General features: G+C 67.2%; 15 protein-coding genes. 4 read left to right on the top strand and 11 right to left on the bottom strand.

The window, feature by feature from the left end; translation table 11 throughout:
- Window positions 1–455: 455 nt before the first annotated feature.
- Window positions 456–1,073, bottom strand: a complete 618-nt coding sequence (locus tag H7F35_RS25650; RefSeq protein ID WP_187109363.1) for a DJ-1/PfpI family protein — start codon at window positions 1,071–1,073, stop codon at window positions 456–458.
- 96 nt (window positions 1,074–1,169) lie between these two features.
- On the opposite strand from H7F35_RS25650, the gene H7F35_RS25645 reads away from it, so the two are divergent.
- Together H7F35_RS25645 and H7F35_RS25640 are read left to right on the top strand one after the other, a co-directional pair.
- The gene (locus tag H7F35_RS25645) at window positions 1,170–2,504 is read left to right on the top strand and encodes a PLP-dependent aminotransferase family protein (protein ID WP_187109362.1); all 1,335 of its coding nucleotides are present in this window, start codon (window positions 1,170–1,172) and stop codon (window positions 2,502–2,504) included.
- 42 nt (window positions 2,505–2,546) lie between these two features.
- A complete protein-coding gene (locus H7F35_RS25640; protein WP_222621966.1) occupies window positions 2,547–3,836 on the top strand; it encodes an alpha/beta hydrolase family protein in 1,290 nt (429 codons plus the stop codon).
- A gap of 13 nt (window positions 3,837–3,849) precedes the next feature.
- On the opposite strand, the gene H7F35_RS25635 is transcribed toward H7F35_RS25640, so the two are convergent.
- Window positions 3,850–4,224, bottom strand: a complete 375-nt coding sequence (locus tag H7F35_RS25635) for a VOC family protein (RefSeq protein ID WP_187109361.1) — start codon at window positions 4,222–4,224, stop codon at window positions 3,850–3,852.
- Window positions 4,225–4,450: 226 nt separating this feature from the next.
- Here H7F35_RS25635 and H7F35_RS25630 point away from each other — a divergent pair, with 226 nt between their 5' ends.
- Window positions 4,451–5,647: an MFS transporter gene (locus tag H7F35_RS25630; protein ID WP_187109360.1), complete on the top strand. Its 1,197-nt coding sequence runs from the start codon at window positions 4,451–4,453 to the stop codon at window positions 5,645–5,647.
- A gap of 49 nt (window positions 5,648–5,696) precedes the next feature.
- Complete coding sequence (locus H7F35_RS25625) at window positions 5,697–6,452, top strand: SDR family oxidoreductase (protein ID WP_187109359.1); 756 nt, start codon at window positions 5,697–5,699, stop codon at window positions 6,450–6,452.
- A 77-nt stretch (window positions 6,453–6,529) separates the two neighbouring features.
- On the opposite strand, the gene H7F35_RS25620 is transcribed toward H7F35_RS25625, so the two are convergent.
- The 9 genes from H7F35_RS25620 to H7F35_RS25580 all read right to left on the bottom strand — a co-directional run bounded on the left by H7F35_RS25620 (window position 6,530) and on the right by H7F35_RS25580 (window position 15,655).
- The gene (locus tag H7F35_RS25620) at window positions 6,530–6,784 is read right to left on the bottom strand and encodes a hypothetical protein (RefSeq protein WP_187109358.1); all 255 of its coding nucleotides are present in this window, start codon (window positions 6,782–6,784) and stop codon (window positions 6,530–6,532) included.
- 8 nt (window positions 6,785–6,792) lie between these two features.
- Entirely contained in the window at window positions 6,793–7,329 is a 537-nt protein-coding gene (locus H7F35_RS25615; RefSeq protein ID WP_187109357.1) for a YbjN domain-containing protein, read from the bottom strand.
- A 28-nt stretch (window positions 7,330–7,357) separates the two neighbouring features.
- Window positions 7,358–8,302: a peptidylprolyl isomerase gene (locus tag H7F35_RS25610; protein ID WP_261803349.1), complete on the bottom strand. Its 945-nt coding sequence runs from the start codon at window positions 8,300–8,302 to the stop codon at window positions 7,358–7,360.
- The gene (locus H7F35_RS25605) at window positions 8,299–9,051 is read right to left on the bottom strand and encodes a hypothetical protein (protein ID WP_187109356.1); all 753 of its coding nucleotides are present in this window, start codon (window positions 9,049–9,051) and stop codon (window positions 8,299–8,301) included. The genes H7F35_RS25610 and H7F35_RS25605 overlap by 4 nt, the downstream gene beginning before the upstream one ends.
- Before the next feature lie 10 nt (window positions 9,052–9,061).
- Window positions 9,062–10,849, bottom strand: a complete 1,788-nt coding sequence (locus H7F35_RS25600) for a putative porin (RefSeq protein WP_261803348.1) — start codon at window positions 10,847–10,849, stop codon at window positions 9,062–9,064.
- A gap of 79 nt (window positions 10,850–10,928) precedes the next feature.
- On the bottom strand, window positions 10,929–11,672 hold the full coding sequence (locus H7F35_RS25595) for a hypothetical protein (protein WP_261803347.1): 744 nt from the start codon (window positions 11,670–11,672) through the stop codon (window positions 10,929–10,931).
- Window positions 11,673–11,682: 10 nt separating this feature from the next.
- Window positions 11,683–12,093, bottom strand: a complete 411-nt coding sequence (locus tag H7F35_RS25590) for an ExbD/TolR family protein (protein WP_093237370.1) — start codon at window positions 12,091–12,093, stop codon at window positions 11,683–11,685.
- A 13-nt stretch (window positions 12,094–12,106) separates the two neighbouring features.
- Window positions 12,107–13,909 carry a DUF2341 domain-containing protein gene (locus tag H7F35_RS25585; RefSeq protein WP_187109355.1) on the bottom strand — a complete coding sequence of 601 codons (1,803 nt, stop codon included), beginning with the start codon at window positions 13,907–13,909 and terminating at the stop codon, window positions 12,107–12,109.
- 66 nt (window positions 13,910–13,975) lie between these two features.
- The gene (locus H7F35_RS25580) at window positions 13,976–15,655 is read right to left on the bottom strand and encodes a ShlB/FhaC/HecB family hemolysin secretion/activation protein (RefSeq protein WP_261803346.1); all 1,680 of its coding nucleotides are present in this window, start codon (window positions 15,653–15,655) and stop codon (window positions 13,976–13,978) included.
- Between the last annotated feature and the right edge of the window lie 159 nt (window positions 15,656–15,814).

The raw sequence follows: 15,814 nt of genomic DNA, 5'->3' as shown, positions 1-15,814 counted from the left end.
CCCTTGTCCTCGCTCAGGAAGAGATTGCAGAAGGCCGCGCTGCCGTATTGCGCGCCGTCGTGGTGGTACTTGGCGCCGCGACACGCCATGAGCGCAATGTCGCTGGCGGCAAGCACCTCGGGCAGGCCCTGCATGTGCGTCCAATCGGACATGGCCTGTACGCAGTGCCTGTAGTCCGGCCAGCGCGTGCGTGCGCGCGCCAGGGACAAGGGCTCGACGTCTCCGGGCTCCAGCGTGAGGCGCGTGGCGATCTCCCTTTCGCAATCCGCCATGAGGCGCGCGGGAAGCACGGGCACATCGAGCGTGGCTGACAGCACCACATCGCTCACGCTTCGGCTGCGGAGGTTGTCGCCGCTCCAGAAATAGGAGGTCAGGCGGTCTCTCGCGCGATGCGATGGCGGGGGGCTGTTCATCCGGCGCAGTGTAGTCAGGCTGCGCCGGCGATGCGGCTGGCCTTACACCGTCGCGGGCATCGCTTCGAGGTACAGCGTGATGTTCCGCATCGCACGCTCAACGTAGTCTTCTTTCTCGCCCACGGGCGCGACGTAGTGCATCGCCTCGCGCGCTTCATCAAGCCCCACCAGCCGCGCGATGACCCACGCAGCCAGGTACTGCGAAGCCAGGCAACCGCCCGCCGTAGCCACGTTGCCCCTGGCCACGAACGGCTGGTTCAGCACCGAGACGCCGGCGGCTTCGACCCAGAGCTTGGTCGTCAGGTCGGTGCATGCCGGCACATCGGCGAGCAAGCCCAGCTTTGCCAGCACGAGCGTGCCGGAGCACTGCGCGGCCAGCAGTTGACGGGAAGGGTCGAGCCGCAGTTGCGCCATCAGCGCCGCATCGGCGACAACCTCTCGCGTGCGTATGCCGCTGCCGACGATGACCGCATCCGCCGCGCTCGCCTCATGCAGCGAGGCCTGCGCTTCGAGCACCACGCCGTTCATGGAACGCACGCGCGCCGCCGGGCTCGCAAGGGAGACCCGCCAGCCCGGTTTCTTGATGCGGTTGAGGATGCCGAGCGCGATGATCGAGTCGAGTTCGTTGAAGCCTTCGAAGGTGAGGATGGCGATGTGCATGGGGTCGATTTCTCCGTGCCGGATGGGATGGGAATGAGGGCATCGTAGACACTGCAGTCAATACAATCAAAAAATTGTCATGGATACATTGGCACGATGACTCAAGCCCGGTACAAACAATGGGTCGATGTGCTCGCCGCACAAATCCGCGCTGGCAGCCTGCCACCAGGCACCCGTTTGCCCACGCTTCGCAAGCTCGCTGCACAGAAGGGCCTGGCCCTCGCCACCGCAAGCCGTGTCTATGCGGAGCTTCAGGCGATGGGCCTGGTCAGCGGCGAGACAGGTCGCGGCACCTTTGTCAGGGAGACCCTCCTTCCGCGTGACCAGGGCATCGACCAGCATGCCGTGGCGTCAGGCGTGGTCGACCTGAACTTCAACTACCCGTCGCTGCCCGGCCAGGCCGAGTTGCTGCGCACGGGCCTGCGCCAGCTCGCCGCCGCGGGCGACCTGGAAGCCCTGCTGCGCTACCAGCCCCACGGAGGTCGACCGCACGAGCGGGCCACCATGGCTCGGCACCTCGCGCAGCGAGGCATCTCGGTGGGTGCCGATCAGGTGATGATCGTGAGCGGTGCGCAGCATGGCTTGGCAACGACCGTCATGGCGCTGCTGCAGCCCGGTGATGTGGTCGCGACCGATGCGCTCACCTACCCGGGTTTCAAGGTGCTTGCTGAGGCGCATCGCCTCGAACTGGCACCGGTGCCCGCAGCCGGGCACGGCCTCGACCTCGACGCGCTCGAACGGCTGTGCAAGAGCCGCAAAGTGCGGGCCGTCTATGTGATGCCGACGCTGCACAACCCGCTCGGCTGGGTGATGAGCGCAAGCCGGCGACGGCAGCTCGTGTCGATCGCGCGCCGGCATGGGCTGCTCATCATCGAAGACGCGGCCTACGCTTTTCTTGCGGAAGATCCGCCCGCTCCGCTGGCAGCGCTGGCCCCCGAGTCGACGGTCTATGTCTCTGGACTTTCCAAGAGCATTGCGACCGGCTTGCGCGTCGGGTTCGTGGCCGCACCGGCGGCATGGGTGCCCCAGCTCGAACGCGCGATCCGGGTCACGACCTGGAACACGCCCGGTGTGATGACGGCGCTGGCATGCGGCTGGCTCGACGACGGCACGGTCACCCGTCTCGAAACCGAGAAGCGCCATGACGCAAGGGCCCGGCAGGCCATCGCCACGGACGCCCTTGCCGGACTGCGGTGCGTTCGCCATCCGGCGTCGTACTTCGTGTGGGTTCCGATGGCGCAAGAGGTTCGCGCCGACCAGGTTGCGGCGGCACTCATGCGCGATGGGATCTCGGTGTCGACGGCTGAACCTTTTTCGACATCGACTCACGTGCCGCATGCCATTCGCCTGGCGTTGGGATCAGTCCCGCTGGACATGCTCGGTGATGCACTCACGAAGGTCAGGCGCGCGATCGACGCACACACCTGTTGAGCCGCCCCATCGGCTAGAGTCCTCGCGCTGAAGGAGCAACGCATGTCGAAGAAACACCGCACATGGATCTTTGCGGCAGCCGCCTGGCTGCTCACCACCGTCGCTGGTGCACAGACGGCCTGGCCGGACTACATATCGCGCCTGCAGCCCGCCGTGTCTGAAAGCCCGGTGGCCGCCGTCTTGCCAGAAGGCGGAACGATGGTGCCGCCCGACCCCACGCTCCCTGCCGCCCGCAAACGCTGGCACGGCCTGTGGCAAGGCTGGGCGTGCGGCGGCATGCAATGCGACGTGCGCATTGCGGTCGAGCAAGTCACATCCGAGCGGGCCACCGTTGCCTATGCCGGCGCCAACGCATTGCAGGGGCTGCTCACCGACCGCGCCGAAGGTCTGTTCAAAGACGAAGAGCTGGCAGTGCGCCTGCGCACCGGTTCGCGCCTCGTGCTGCGCCTGCGGGCCGATGGCGACATGGAGATGTCGCTGTGGAAGCCCGACACGCAACTGGTCTCGGCCGGCGTGCTGACGCAAAAGCCGTTGGCGTCCACCTACACGCGCACCATCGAACGCGTGCCCACCCCGTGGAGCGACAACGGCAAGGCGCAGACACTCGAAATGGTCGTCTTCCGCCCGCAGGGCATCGGCCCTTTTCCGACGCTGATCTTTCACCACGGCTCGACCGGCCGGGGCAACCGGCCCGAATGGTTCAAGCTGACCTGGACCAGCCCCGAAATCGCACGCTACTTCACGGCCAGGGGCTGGCAGGTGCTGTTCCCCCAACGGCGCGGTCGCGGGCAATCCGACGGCCTGTACGACGAAGGCTTCGAGGCCGATCGCTCGGCCGGCTATTCATGCCAGCCCAGGCGCGCGCTGGCCGGATTCGATCGCGCGGTGGAAGACCTCGATGTGGTGATGCCACAGGTGCTCGCGCGTCCCGATGTCGATTCCAGGCACCTGATGATCGGCGGCGTGTCGCGTGGCGGCATCCTTGCCGTGGGCTATGCCGGCATGCACCCCGAGATGTTCACGGGCGTGATCAACTTCGTCGGCGGCTGGGTCGGCGACGCCTGCCCCAAGGCGAACGAAGTGAATCCGTTGCTCATGCGAAGGGGCGCCGCCTTCAAGCAGCCGATGCTGTGGCTCTATGGCGATCACGACCCGTTCTATGCACTGCGCCACAGCCGCGCCAACTTCGACAGCTTCACCGCGGCAGGTGGACGCGGCGAGTTCCTGAGCTTCGATCCGCCGCCCGGTCGGGATGGGCATGCGCTGCACACCGAACCATCGCTCTGGCAGCCCGTCGTTGAGCGCTACCTTGCGGGGATGGATCGGTACTGAGGCCGGTCGAGACTCACGTGGAAGAAGCTGCGCGATAGGCTCGGCTTGAAACGCTGACAGAGTTCTTGTCGGGGTCCTTCGCATTGGCGAAGGCATAGCCGTTGGCTTGGTGAATGGCGCCGAACTTCAGTCCGCGCGTTGCGGCATCCGCGACGAAGGCCGCCACGTCGCGCACCTGAAACGTCAGCTTCACGCCGACCTGGCCCAGCGTCACCGACTTCGCGGCCTGGTGGATCAGGATGCCCGCGCCGCCATGCGGCGCATGCAATTCGATGAGGCCTTCATGCACCTCGCCGCTCGTGACAAAGCCGAAGTGCATTGCAAAGAAATCGGCCGACTTCTTCATGTCGCGGGCGTAGATGAGCGCGGTAGCGAGTGGGGATTCCATGCGGCGATGGTACGGCGATGGTACGGCGGTGATTCGGCCGTGCAGCCGCACCAGCAGGCCGTTGCGCGTTTGCCAGGAAGGTGTTGACGCTGGCGCAGCGCCCACGTTATATTCGCCGCCGCAGTTGCCGCAAGGCGACTGTCGTAAGCGTTACCGTCATCCAACGCGTCCCTTGTCGAGAGGATCCCAGCTGGGAATATCTCGATCAATACAGACGCGCTTTGGCATGACATCAATTTCCTCTCCCGTATCCGCTCGCCCGTTCGAGACCTCCGCTTTCACGGGGCTCGCTCCCGTGGTGCTGGCGGTCTTCCTCGGCTTCCTCGCAATCAGCGTCCCTCTGGCGGCGCTGTCGCTCGAGGTACGCAATCACCTCGGGTTCGGCTCGGCCACCATCGGCTGGGTCATCGGTGCCCAGTCGCTGGCCACGCTGCTCACCCGCCATCAAGCCGGCACGCTCTGTGACCAACGCGGCCCGCGCGCTGCCGTTCTTCTCGGACTTCCACTCACCGCCTGCTCGGGCCTGGCGTATGGCCTGTCGAGCGTTCTGCCGATGGACCCCGTTGCAAAGCTGGTCGTCCTGCTCATCGGACGCCTGATCGCAGGCCTTGGCGAGAGCCTGTTTCTGACAGGGCTGATGAGCTGGGGCATCGCGCGCGTGGGCGCCGCCCGCACCGGCAAGGTCATGTCCTGGACGGGCATTGCGATCTACGCCGCGCTCGGACTCGGCGCACCGCTGGGGCTGGCCGTGCAAGCGGCATACGGCTTCGTCGGCGTCGGAGTTCTTGTGCTGCTCACGCCGATGCTGGGCTGGGCCATCGCCCTGCGGCTTTCGCCTGTTCCCGCCGCCGGCGGGCAGCGCGTGCCTTTCCATCGCGTACTCGGTTTGATCTGGCGGCCAGGGCTCGTCCTGGCATTGGCCACGGTGCCCTATGCCGCGATGGCAGCCTTCCTCACGCTCGACTACGCAGCACACGGTTGGCCGCACGCCGGCACGGCGCTGCTCGGCTTCGCTGCCGCCTATGTCCTTGTGCGCTTGGTCGGTTCGGGGCTTCCTGACCGCTTCGGCGCGACGAAGGTCGCCGTGGGTTCGTTGATCTTCGAGGCCATCGGGCAAGTGCTGATCTGGTGTGCCCCCGCGCCGGGAATGGCCGTGCTGGGCGCGACGCTGACCGGCCTGGGCTTCTCCCTCGTGTTCCCGGCGATGGGCGTGCTGGCGACCCGTTCCGTTCCGCCCGAACAACGCGGCCGTGCAGTGGGCAACTTCATCGCCTTCGCCGACATCGCACTGGGTGTGACCGGGCCCGTGGTCGGATTCGCGACGCAATGGTTCGGCATCTCGTCGGCCTTCCTCGTGGGTGCCTGTGCGACTTGCGCGGCCTTGTGCCTGCTGCCTGCCATCCGGCTCAGTCGCAGCGCATAGCGCCCCCCATGCATACGACAACCTCAACGCAAACCACAAGCAGCAAATCATGAAGACGACAGGCAACACCATCCTCATCACCGGCGCCACCAGCGGTATCGGCCGCGCGCTCGCCGAAGCGTTCCACGACAGCGGCAATCGCGTCATCGTCAGCGGGCGCCGGCAGGCCCTGCTCGACGATATGACTGCGCGCCGACCCGGCCTGATCGGCATGCCGCTCGATCTCGACGACCCGGCTTCATTGCCGCGTTTGGCCGAAGACGTTCGCGCGCGCTTTCCCGAACTCAATGTGCTCATCGCCAACGCCGGCATCTCGCGGGCGGAAGACGTGACGGCAGACGGCTGGGATGCTTCAGACGCCCAGTCGATCGTGGACACGAACATCATGGGCGTGCTGCGCGTGATGGCGGCGCTTTTGCCGGTGCTGAAAGGGCAACCCGACGCGGCCATCATCGCGACCAGTTCCAACCTTGCCTTCGTGCCCCGCGCCGACTTTCCGACCTACTGCGCCAGCAAGGCATTCCTGCACTCGTGGCTTCAATCGATGCGCCATCAACTGCGCAAGGTTCCCGTCGAGGTGCTCGAACTGGCACCGCCTTATGTGCAGACGGAACTCACGGGCGGCGGCCAAGCATCCGACCCGCGCGCCATGCCGCTTGCCGTGTACGTGGCCGAAGTCATGCAGTTGCTGGCGGCTAAGGATCACCCCCGGGGCGAAGTGCTGGTCGAGCGCGACAGGGCCCGGCGCTGGGCCGAGCGGGACAGTCGCTACGTCGCCACTTTTGCTGCGATGAATCCGGGCTGAAGCGGGCGGGAAGTCACTGCGCCGGTGTCTTCGAATCCCGGTGGATCAGGGCCGCATCCGACCTCCATCCGAAGCGCTCAGGCAGTGCCGTCTTCCGGATGCTTCCACGCCGGCGCGTGGGCCCGCCGCGCCGCATTGAGTTCGGCCATCGAGATGTGCAGCTCCGCCATGGTCTGCACCAGCAGCTCGAGCAATGCGGCGCGTTGCCGCAAGCGCACGGTCTCGGCGCGGCGCGCGCGCTGCGCCTGGCGCGCAACGGCCTGGATGGCACGGCTGGTCGGCGAATCGTGAAGGTCCACCGACGACGGACTGGATGCGGCGCTGGCTGGCATCTGCTGGATCACGCAGCGGCGGACACACCGGCAGCGTCGCGGGCCTCTGCGTTCGCGGCGTCGCCACGGGTTTCCGAGGCGGGGCCGTAGTTGCGCAGGTGCAGGAAGAACTCGCCCATCATCTGCATCCACAGGCGCACGGCGAACGCCAGGTAGGCGTGGCTCACGCCGCCGGCCACCACCACGTCCATCTCCAGCACGACGAAGTCGCCGTGCTGTGCCACGCGCGCAAAGCGCTTGGTGCGGTGCCACGAGGCGAGCACGGCCTCGGGCAGCGTGCCGCCCTGCACATGCAGCGGGCAGCTCAGCGTGAAGTCGGTGTACTGCGTGGTGGTGACGGGGTTGCCCCACAGCACCTGGAAGCCGATGCCGTGGCTCGCGCTGTGCAGGCGCACCACGCCGTCTTGTTCGATGGTGGTGACGGCGCCGCCGGCGGCCTTGATGGCGTCCGACACCTGCTCGGGCGTGACGGCGTCCAGCAGGTCGAGGGCGGGAGCCGCCGCGATGTCGGTGGCTTCGGTGATGTTCGTCGTTGTGTTGTTCATGTGTTGTGACCCTGTGGGAATGATCTGGTTAGTTGGTTTTCTTGATGGCGGCATCGAGCGCGGCGGCGTCGATGCTCAGGTTCGTGGCAGGCGCCACTTGCGTGAGGTAGGCCTGCACGAGCTGTTGCTGGCGCTGCTGGCGCAAGGCGGCCTGCAGTTGCGGCTTCACTTCGTCGAGCGTGGCGGTGCGCGCGGGCTGGATGTCGAGCAGCTTCACGACATGAAAGCCCGCCTCGGCCTGCACCGGTTCGCTGACCTGGCCGGGCTTGAGCCTGGCGATGGTGTCGCGCAGCTCGGGCAGCATGCGCGCGAGCGGCAAGGTATCGACCTCGCCACCGCGCTCGGCGCTGCGCTTGTCCTGCGAGCTGGCGCGTGCCACGGCCGCGAAGTCGCCGGCGCGAGCCTGGCGTGCGAGCTTGCCCGCCTCTTCGCGCACCTTGGCAACGGCGGCCGCATCACGCTGCGGCGTGGCCAGGAAGATCTGCGCCACGCGGTAGGCGGCCGGCAGGTTGAAGCCGGTCTTGCCCTGCTCGTAAGCGGCCTTGACTTCAGCGTCCGACGGAAAGCCCGCCGGCACCTGGCTCACCGACTCCAGGTAGCTGGTGCTCACGATGCGCGCGCTGATCTCGCGCGTGGCGGCGTCGATCTTCGCTTTGACGTCGGCCCGCTCGGCCCAGCCCTTGGCGCGCGCGTCGCGCAGCACGGCTTCGCTCAGCAGGCGCTGGCGCAGCCAGCCGTCGAGCGTGGCGCGGTCGGCCTTGACGGCGGCGCGCTCGGCTTCGGGCAGGGTCTGCAGCAGCTTCTCGACTTCGTCCTGCCCCACCGTGACTTCGCCCAGGCGGGCCACCACGGTGTTGCCCGGCGCCGGCGTCTGCGCGCCGGCCATGCCGACGGACGACACCAGCAGTGCGCCGGCAGCGACGCGCAGCCGACGGGCCAGCATGGCGGAGGAAGACCTGATGTGTCGTGTCATTGCTTTTCTCCCGAAGCGGGTGTGGTTGCGGATGCAGCGGCGGCAGCAGGTGCCGGTGCCGGCGCATTCACCGCGCGCGCATCGAACTTGCCTTCGTACAGCTTGTCGCCGTACTGCTGCGCGATCTGCTCGAACTTGACGCGGCTCTGCGCGGCAAAAGGTTGGCGCGACGCCAGCACGCTGCCCAGGTCCACCGTTTCGTAGGCACGCAATATCTCCTGCCCCACGGCATAGAGCTGCGTGTTCTTGGCCTCGCATTGCGTCATCGCGGTGCGGTGCGTCGCGGCCTCGGTGGCCAGGCGCTGGCGCTCGGCTTCTGAGGCGCGCGCCATCTTCAGCAGATCGTCATACGCGCCACGGTATTGGGCGATCTGCGCGGTGGCCTTCTCGCTCGTGGCCTGCGCCTGCTGGCGCAGTTGCTGGCTGCCGGCGCTCGCCTGCCCATGAGCCTGGCGCTCGGCAGCCAGTTGCGACTGGCTTTGCGCAAGCTCCTTCTTGAGCGCCTCGATGTCGGACTTGGCCGGCGCCGCACCGGCCGCAGCACCCGCGGCTGGCGTGCCCGCAGGCTGCCCCGCCTTGAGCGCGGCCAGCTCGTTCTGTGCCTGCTGGAGCTGCGTGGTCGTCACGCGCAACTGCGCGCGAAGCCGCTCCTCCATGCTCTGGCCCTGCGGCTGTTGCTGTGCGTGGGTCACGCCGGCCGTGGCGGCAAGCGTTGCCAGCACCAGCGCCGGGAAGATTTTTCTGGACACGGCAAGCTCCTTAGAAACGCGCATTGAATTCGAGCTGCAGGGTGTCGATGGCCAGCGGCGCTCCATAGACGGCCTTGGTCGAGATCCAGCGGCCGGTGAACCACATGTTCTTGTCGATCGCGTACGAGCCGCCCAGGAAGTAGCCGCGCGCATTGGTGCCGCCGCCGTGGAAGGTCGAGTCGTTGTAGCCGTCGGGCATCGCGTCGGGCTCGATCCGCTTGTAGCCCGCCAGCACGTTCCAGTCGCCGCGTGCCGACGGTGCCGGCTTGCCGTAGGTGGCCTGCACCATGTAGGCGTTGCCGCCGCTCTTGTAGTCGGCCTTCCCGGTGCCGCCGGTGGCGCCGAAGTTGTTGACGATGGCGCCGCGAATGCCCGCGCGGTTCCAGATGTCGTTGGCGTCGTACGCGGTGTTCTTCACGAAGTTGGCATCCAGGCGCAGGTTGTTGCCGGCCACGGCCGTGTCCCAGCGCAGGTTCAGGTCGATCAGGCGGAACTTCGAGGCCAGGCCCACGTACTGGGGCTGCGGCGTGCCGGCCGGGTTGAGCGGGTCCAGCGAAATGTCGCGCAGCAGCATGAGCGTGTTGCCCTTCTGCATGAAGGCCGGGCGCGACCAGTCGGTGCTGCAGCCGTCGGCGCCGGCATACAGCGCGCAGGGCTGCGAGACCTTGCCGCTGATGTTGTTGAAGTTGTAGTAAGCAAGAGCGCCGCGCAAGCGGTTGTCTGCGTCGATCTTCCACTCGGCGCCGGCCTGCGCGCCGAAGAGCCACTTGTTCTCGCTCTTCATCTTGGCCTGGCTGCGGCTCGGCGAATTGTCCGACGAGTATTCGAGCGGGATCAGGCCGAGCGTGCCGAACAGCGTGAGGTCCTTGTTCGACGCGAGCTTCTTCTCGAACTGCGCGGCAATGCCGTCGAAGTTCAGGTCGCTGGAGTACAGCAGGTCGGTCGACATGAAGGGGTTGCCGAAGCGGCCGGCCGTCACGGTGAGCCAGTCGACCGGCTTGTGCGAGATCCACATCTGGTCGAGCCACACGCTCTTCTTGCCCAGGCCGCCGCCCAGCGTCTGCGTGGTCGACACCGGGCTGTCGTCGCTGCCCGAGGCCAGGCGAATGCCGGCCTTGGTGTTCTCGGTGAGGTCGGCGTACACGCCCAGCCGCGCGCGGGCGCGGAACAGGTTCTTGCGGTCTTGCCGCGTGTTGAGGATCGACGGCAGCGCAAGGTTGGTGTTCGGGTTGACGTCGTAGCCCGTGCTCTTGTTGAGCTCGGACCAGTTGATCTCGATGTTGCTGTTGTTGCCGGCGTAGTTGCGCGACTCGTTGCGCACGCGCACGTCGCCTTCGACGCGGATGCGCTTGCTCCACTCGGGCGTTTCGTTGGGCGCGGCCCAGCCTTCGGTCTGGGCCTGGGCCATGACCTGGGCCTTGATCTCGTCGCGGATCTGGTCGCGCACGGTCTGCGAGATGTAGGGCACGCGCACGTCGCCGGCTTCGAGCCGCACGCCACCGGCCACGCTGGCCGATGCGGCGGTGGTGGCGGCCGACATGCGCTGCGCCTGCTGCGCGGCAATGGCTTCGGTCTGGGCCTGGGCCAGCAGCGCCTCGCCAACGTCCTTGGCAAGCGTGCCGCTCTGGATCAGGCCGCGGATCAGCTTGACCATGGCGGATTCGGCAGGCGCTGCACCGGTTTGCGCGGTGGCACTCGTGGCCGCGAAAACGAACACGGAGGCCACGGCCGCCGCGAGCGCGCATTTGCGCAGGGTCGGCATGGCGCCCCTGCTCTGGATGTTTTTGAGATGGTTCATCGCTTCGTTCACAGGATTGAATGGGACTGGCAGGGGGCGTCGGCGGTGGCCGCAGTGGCGGTCACTCGGGTCACGGAGTTCATGGCCGGCGTCCCTTCATGGACACGCGCATCGGAAAGCGCAGCGAGGCCGGCGGCTTCTCGTCGATGCGGTCGAGGGCGCGCACCATGGCGAGCACCGCTTCGTCGGATTCGGGCGTGCCGGTGCTGCGCACCAGTTGCGCCCGCGCGGTCTTGCCGTCGGCGCCGAGCCACAGGTCGATCTGGATGTCGTCGAACACGAGCTGGCGGGTGCGCGGATCGCGCGACAAAGCCTGCTGCAACATGCTCGAGACGTAGCGGGCATACGAGCCGCTGCCCAGGCCGCCACCGGCACCGGTGCCGCTCATGCCGCCGCCGCTGCCGGCTTGGATACCAAAGGCGTCGTTGCCGGCCTGGCCGGCGCTGTCCATGGTCACCGGGTCGCCCAGGTCTTTCGATGGGCTTGGGGGCGCGTCGTCCTTGGGCGGCTCCAGCGGCTCGACCGGCTTGGGCTCCTTCTCGACCACTTCGGGCTTGATCTTTTCCGGCTCGGGCTCGGGCAGCTTCTCGGGCTCTGGTGGCGGTGGCGGTGGGGGCGGCAGCATCAGCATCGGCGCATCGGCCACCACGCGCTTCTTGCTCGCGGTGTCCGACAGCAGATGCCACACCAGGGCCACCAGCGCGGCGACGATCGCCACGCCGATGACCACCCCACCCCAGCGGCGCCACAGCCCGCGCGTCCCGGCCTTCCCGCCCGCGCGGTGCGCGGTGGGAAGAGGAGAAGTCGGATCGCGAGGTTTCACTCTGCGTTCCTCACTTCTGCTTGCCGGTCACAAGGCCGATCTGGTTCAGCTCGATGCGACGCAGCAGGTCCAGCACATCGACCACCTTCGCGTACTGCACGCTGGCATCGCCGCGCACGATCACGGGGAAGTCGGGAGACAGGGCCTTCTCGGTGCGCAGGCGCTCTTCCAGCTCCGGCAGCGTGACCGGGTAGGCGTCGAGGAACACGTTGCCCGCGTTGTCGATCGTGATGGCCTTGGTCTTGGGCTTCTCCAGCGCCACCGAGGCGCTGGCCTTCGGCAGGTCGACCTTGATGCCGGGAATGCTGGCGTTGCTGGTGAGGATGAAGATCACCAGCACCACCAGCAGCACGTCCACGAAGGGCGTGATGTTGATGCCGCCCGTGCGCCTGCGGGGCGAGAACTTGGCTGGGGTTGCCATGGTCGTGCGCTCCTCAGGCCCGCGCCGATGCCATCGGAAGCGAGCGGCCTTCGCCCTGCTCTTCGGCCAGGCGCGTGACGAACTCGTCGACGAACACGGCCATGTCGGCGGTGATGGCGTCCGAGCGCGAGGCGAGCCAGTTGTAGCCGAACAGCGCGGGAATCGCGACGCCCAGGCCGGCGGCGGTACACAGCAGCGCGGCCGCCATGCCCGGGGCCACCGAGTTGATGTCCACCGCGCCGGCCATGGCCGCCACGACGAACACCAGCATGATGCCGATCACGGTGCCGAACAGGCCGACGTAAGGCGCGCCTTCGATGGTGGTCGAGAGCCAGTTCATGCGCTTGGACATGCGCTCGATCTCGCGCACCATCACGCCGTCCATGGCGGCACGGATCGCGCCGATGGTGGCGCTGGACACGGCGCTCAGGTCGTAGCCGCGGTCGTGGCGGCGGCGCATTTCGTCCACTGCCACTTCATACAGGCGCCACAGCGACGAATCGGCACGCACCTCGTGCGGCACGGTGTTGTTCACGGCCAGGCGATCGAGTGGCGCGCCGGCAGCTTCGCGGAAGTGCTCGATGAAGGTGGTGTTGGCGCGCGAGGTGGCGCCGTAGTGGCGGCCCTTGGCAATCATGATGGCCCAGGAGATCGCCATCATCAGGCCCAGCAGGCCCACGACGATCCAGGCGTCCAGCGGCATCGCGGCCAGGATGAAGCCGAAGTGGCTCTTGCCGGCCTGCTGCTCGTCGGCACCGAACACGGTGAGGCGCGACTCGGCGCCTTGCGACACGGCATCGGCCAGCAGCAGCGCATCGGCGCGTGCCACCTTCGACAGGCGCACTTCATCGATGGCGCCGGTGAATGCGGCGAAAGTGGCGGCGGGTTGCGCACCTTGCGCCACCGGCAGGCTGCCCGGTGCATCGGCACCCAGAGCCGCAGCGGTATTCAGCGCGGGCAGCTTCGCAGCCAGCGACACGGTGGGACGGCCGCCCACATACAGCGCCACGCTGTCGCCCTCGGCCTTCACGGCAAGGTGCGACCACTGGCCGGCCTGGATCGGCTGGCCGGGCGTGCTGCGCTGGCCGTTGACCTGCACGAAGGGCACGCCCTGGTCGATGCCGACCACGAGTTCGCCGGCGCCGTCGCGGCGGGCATAGATCGCCTGGCGGGCACCGAGCTGGTCGGGCTTGACCCATGCGGAGAACGTCAGCGCGCCACCGGCCTGCACGGCGAGCGACGGCGTGGAGGGCAGCATCAGCGGGCCGCTGCCGAGCTGCGCGCCCTTGCCGATGACAGTGCCTTCGACCGGCACGGCCGAGGTCTGGCCGTTGTTGGCGTAGGCGGTGGTGTCGCGCGGCGGCACGGCGCCTTCGGCGAAGTGGTAGACCAGCGTGTAGTCGGGGTCGAAGCTGCGCTGGCCGTTGCCCGAGGCGGGAGCCTTCGGGTTGCCGTAGTACATCCACAGCTTCTGCGGCGTGCCGGCCGAGACGTTGGGCACATCGACCCACACCAGCGCGATGCCCAGCAGCGGATCGAACTGCTCGATCTGGTGGTTCAGCACGGTCTTGTCATCGGCCGCAACGAAGCGCAGGTCGGCGCCGGTCTCGCTCACACCCTCGAACTTGAAGTTGCCGGTGTGCAGGCGCACCAGCACCGGCACGCGGCCGGCATCGCTGCCGATGGCGCCGGCCTGCGGGCCGCCGTCGATGGTGACGGGCTTGCGGTAAGACCATTCGGCTTGCCACCAGGCGTGGGCCAGGCCCGGCAAGAGCGTGCTCATCAACGTGAGCACGATAAAAAGAATTCGTCGCATGACAGGGTTCTCCGAAAAACTCGTAGAGAGAAAAAGATAGAAAGAAAAAGGTGGCGTCTGCGTGGATCAGTAGTTCGCGGTGAAGCTGAAATTCACGCGCGGGTCGTGCTTCTTGGTGCGCGGACCGTCCGTGAGCGGGTAGCCGAAATCGACGCGGCCAGCGAAGTACTGGCTGATCTTGAAAGTGGTGCCCAGGCCCACCGAATACAGCGAGAAGCGCTCGGCCTGCTCGGGCAGCGGGCTCTTCAGGCGCAGCCGCGCCGCATCGGCGAAGGCATACACGCGCCAGTTCTCGACCAGCGGCCCCAGGAAGGTCAGCGGCTGGCTGCGCACTTCGAGCGAGCCGACCACGCCGTAGTCGCCGGTGGCTTCGGCCGAGAGATAGCCGCGCACCGAGTTCATGCCGCCGCCGGCGATCTGCTCGCTGGACACCAGCGGCGAATCGGTCATCTGGCCGTTGAAGCGGAAGGCCAGTTGCTGGCCGCCGTCGAAGGTGTGCGTGCCGTTGAGGTCGGTCTTCAGCACCATGAAACTGGGCGAAGACTTGTAGCGCTTGTAGTCGAAGGCGGCCCAGTCGCTGGTATAGCCAAAAGAGCTGCTGGTGCCCACCACCAGCGAGATGCCGACGCCGTACTGGCTCTTGTCCGTCTGGCGAAAGCCCGAGTACGACAGCGTGATCGGCGCGTACTTCAGCGGCACCGTGTCGCCGCTGCCCTTCAGGCGCAACGCCTCCTGGTTGTTCTTGAGGTCCACGCCCACGCTGAACGCGTGCCACCAGTTGCCGGTGTTCGGCACGGTGTAGGTGGCCTTCACGCCAATGGAGTGGCCCTTGCCCAGCACGCTGGTGCCGCCGACGGTGGCCACGTTGCTGTCGGACTTGTACGCATTGGCTTCCAGGCTCCAGTTGGTGCCCGGCAGCGGCGCCGTATAGGAAGCCGAGAACACCTTGGTCTGGCTCAGGTCCTGCGGCGCGCCGAAGAAACTGATCGACGCGCTGTGGCCCATCTGCCAGAGGTTGTCGTGGCCCAGCGAAAGCGTGGAGCGCAGCTTGCGCGTGTCGGCGCTGTAGTCGTTGTTCAAGCCGGCACTGGCACGCCACGGGCTGCTGTCGTCGACCTTCAGGTCCACGTCCATGGTGCCGGGCATCGCGCCCTGGCGCACCAGCGGCATCACCTGGCGCTTGGGGCTGCGATTGAGCGCGGTGAGTTCGGCCTGCGCGGTAGTGAAGTTGGGCACGCCGCCTTCTTTCAGCGCGGGCACCTGGTCGCGCACGTCGACCGGCGAGTTGTATTCGGCGCCCACCACACGCACGCGGCCCACGCGGGTTTCATTGACCTGCAGGAACACGATGCCCTGCGTGACCTGCTGTTCGGGCAGGTCGACGTACACCGACTGGTAGCCGGCCGCCTGATAGGCCGCGAGCAGCGCGTCGCGCGCGCCCTCCACGTCTTTCAGCGTGCGCTCGGGGCCGAGGAAGGGCGTGACCGCCTTCTCGATGGCGCGGGCGTCGAGCACGGTGTTGCCGCGCACGATGTATTCGGCAATGTCGACCTTGCGGGTCGATTCGGGGGTCGCAGCCGGTGCGGCAACCGGCGTCGGGGTCGAGGGTGTGGCCGCCGAGGCGGGTGGGGTTGTGGATGCTGCGGCGGGTGCGGATGCCTGGGCAAAGGCCGCCCCTTGGGCACCTATTGCCATCACTGCCAGCCACACCGCTCTCCAGCAATTCGGTGGGGCGTTCTTCTTCATGTCATGCATTTACAGCTCGGTTCTCAAAGATGAAGCTCGCTTGGCAACGGCGCATGAGGCAGAGCCTTCATGTCGCTGTTGCGTACGGTTATCTAGACGCGCGGCGTGCGCGGCGACTGTCGTTTGTCACGAAAACTTCATCAAGAAAATGGCACTCGG

Origin of the sequence: Variovorax sp. PAMC26660 (genome assembly GCF_014302995.1) — a bacterium.
Lineage (GTDB): Bacteria > Pseudomonadota > Gammaproteobacteria > Burkholderiales > Burkholderiaceae_C > Variovorax.
The sequence above is the reverse complement of the archived record's forward strand: the minus strand, read 5'-3'. Positions and strand labels throughout refer to the sequence as shown.

Coding starts and splice junctions, on each gene's coding strand:
- H7F35_RS25650 (WP_187109363.1), bottom strand. CDS start 1,073: ATGCACATCGCCATCCTCACCTTCGAAGGCTTCAACGAACTCGACTCG.
- H7F35_RS25645 (WP_187109362.1), top strand. CDS start 1,170: ATGACTCAAGCCCGGTACAAACAATGGGTCGATGTGCTCGCCGCACAA.
- H7F35_RS25640 (WP_222621966.1), top strand. CDS start 2,547: ATGTCGAAGAAACACCGCACATGGATCTTTGCGGCAGCCGCCTGGCTG.
- H7F35_RS25635 (WP_187109361.1), bottom strand. CDS start 4,224: ATGGAATCCCCACTCGCTACCGCGCTCATCTACGCCCGCGACATGAAG.
- H7F35_RS25630 (WP_187109360.1), top strand. CDS start 4,451: ATGACATCAATTTCCTCTCCCGTATCCGCTCGCCCGTTCGAGACCTCC.
- H7F35_RS25625 (WP_187109359.1), top strand. CDS start 5,697: ATGAAGACGACAGGCAACACCATCCTCATCACCGGCGCCACCAGCGGT.
- H7F35_RS25620 (WP_187109358.1), bottom strand. CDS start 6,784: ATGCCAGCCAGCGCCGCATCCAGTCCGTCGTCGGTGGACCTTCACGAT.
- H7F35_RS25615 (WP_187109357.1), bottom strand. CDS start 7,329: ATGAACAACACAACGACGAACATCACCGAAGCCACCGACATCGCGGCG.
- H7F35_RS25610 (WP_261803349.1), bottom strand. CDS start 8,302: ATGACACGACACATCAGGTCTTCCTCCGCCATGCTGGCCCGTCGGCTG.
- H7F35_RS25600 (WP_261803348.1), bottom strand. CDS start 10,849: ATGAACCATCTCAAAAACATCCAGAGCAGGGGCGCCATGCCGACCCTG.
- H7F35_RS25590 (WP_093237370.1), bottom strand. CDS start 12,093: ATGGCAACCCCAGCCAAGTTCTCGCCCCGCAGGCGCACGGGCGGCATC.
- H7F35_RS25585 (WP_187109355.1), bottom strand. CDS start 13,909: ATGCGACGAATTCTTTTTATCGTGCTCACGTTGATGAGCACGCTCTTG.
- H7F35_RS25580 (WP_261803346.1), bottom strand. CDS start 15,655: ATGAAGAAGAACGCCCCACCGAATTGCTGGAGAGCGGTGTGGCTGGCA.